Raw genomic sequence first — 1,802 nt, forward strand, 5'->3', positions numbered from 1 at the left:
TTAAAGAGACTTTCTTTTGTACGACAAATCAACTATATTTACAAACTCACAACGCAGTTTGAGAAACTTTGAAGGTTTTTAGACGAACTGACGTTGTGCGACAGCTTGTAAGAACGAGAAATAGAATAGAAAATAAAATTAAAAAACATATTGGTCAATATATTCATCAGGATATATTATTCTATAATTATCCAACTGTAGAACTGTTTTGGTATAAAAGCATATTTGAATTGCAGGTCTTAAATCTAAATATGCCCCTAATTGTAACTCAAACGGCATCCTATAAATATGGTCAGGATGTAGCTTTTCTCCAATAGAATTTATTCCATATGCTCTTGTAGCATCGTAATCAAAACTTTTAATATGAGTTCTTAAAAATTGAAAAACTTTTGAAACTGTCGTTACTTTGTCTTTTATAAACCCCTGTTTTCTTAAAAACTTTGAATATTCATCAAAATCTGCGCTATGTTGTGGATTTCCACCAGATAAGTCGAAAATTTTTTCATCATCAAATATATATTCCGCTTCACAAATTACATAATCTCCCTTTAAATGAGATTTACCCCACCAATGAGCGTTGCTAAGAAAATTTTCCCAAAAATAGTACCCAGTTCCCAACCAAGAATTTTCCCATCTACAAATAAAAGGACCATCCCTTTCTATTTCTATTGGGTTTCCTTTATTTTTAAGTGTTTGAAACACTATTACTTTACGACCCAAAATAAATTACAATGTAATTGTTTTATCTCTCAATGGAGCTTCAAGTTCACCTAAATTATATGTTGGAAGAATCATTGGAGTAATATTTGCTTGTGCAGTAAGAGAGGAAATAAAAGCTCTGATGTAAGGAAATAAAATAGCTATTGCATTTCTATAGAAAAAAGCAGGAATATCAGCAACTTTTTCAACATTTTCAAAAGAAAACGTTCCAATACAGCTAACTTGAATAAAAGGGTCTTCCCTATCACTGCCTTGAAAAGCAATAAAAACTAATTTTAAATCGAACGTTTTTTCTAATAAATGAAAAACACCTTCAGGCATAAAATCCACGTTTATTTCTTTAGGTTTTACTTCATTAACTGAGAGTTTAACTTCATTGAAAATGAAATTATCTAATTGAAATGTTGCTCTTTGACTCATAATTATATTTAAAAAGAAACCCGAAGGTTAAACTTCGGGTTTGCTAAGATATTACATTTTTTCCAACTTTCCGATAAAATATAATTATCGTAATTGAAAAAATATTGGGTAACTTTCTTGAACTCTTGAACACTTGGTCCAACTTTATCATATTTTTCTAATTCAGCCCAGTCATTCAATATTTTTTCCTGAGGTGTATCTTGAAAATATCTTTTCAGTTCTTCTAAAATATTGCTCATAACTTTAGTTTTATAAATAATTATATGGCAAATATACACCATAAAATGCCTTTTATTGTTAATAACTTCATATTTTTTGCGTTTATTTTTTATTTAAATTTGCACCCTTTTTTTTAAACCTAAAACGATACTATAATAAATTTCTATATTTGGCAAAAAATCCTTTTAGCATTGAATACTATTTTTTTATTAATCATTACGTTTACAAAACTATATCAAATTTTAGAATCTTTAATAATTTATTTTATCGTAATTGAAATTTGATGTTTTAACACTATTGTTAATTTTTACTATTTTTGAAAATTGGAATGGATAAAAAGCCGTCGCACAATCGAGTAGACGGCTCCGCCAGTAACTGACGGAGTGCGCCTCTCACACCACCGTACGTACGGGTCTCGTATACGGCGGTTCGCAAAGAGATGG

Annotated in this window: 3 protein-coding genes; all 3 read right to left on the bottom strand. The window is 29.6% G+C overall.

Annotation, left to right across the window (positions count from 1 at the left end; all coding sequences use genetic code 11):
* Positions 1 to 138: 138 nt before the first annotated feature.
* Genes IWX84_RS15270 through IWX84_RS15280 form a run of 3 tightly spaced genes read right to left on the bottom strand, consistent with a single transcriptional unit; the run spans position 139 to position 1,379 of the window.
* Positions 139 to 720 carry a hypothetical protein gene (locus tag IWX84_RS15270; protein WP_196851618.1) on the bottom strand — a complete coding sequence of 194 codons (582 nt, stop codon included), beginning with the start codon at positions 718 to 720 and terminating at the stop codon, positions 139 to 141.
* Positions 721 to 726: 6 nt separating this feature from the next.
* Entirely contained in the window at positions 727 to 1,140 is a 414-nt protein-coding gene (locus IWX84_RS15275) for a protein-export chaperone SecB (RefSeq protein ID WP_196851619.1), read from the bottom strand.
* 8 nt (positions 1,141 to 1,148) lie between these two features.
* Complete coding sequence (locus tag IWX84_RS15280) at positions 1,149 to 1,379, bottom strand: hypothetical protein (protein ID WP_196851620.1); 231 nt, start codon at positions 1,377 to 1,379, stop codon at positions 1,149 to 1,151.
* Positions 1,380 to 1,802 lie beyond the last annotated feature (423 nt).

Source organism: Flavobacterium sp. CG_9.10 (genome assembly GCF_015752245.1).
Taxonomy (GTDB): domain Bacteria; phylum Bacteroidota; class Bacteroidia; order Flavobacteriales; family Flavobacteriaceae; genus Flavobacterium.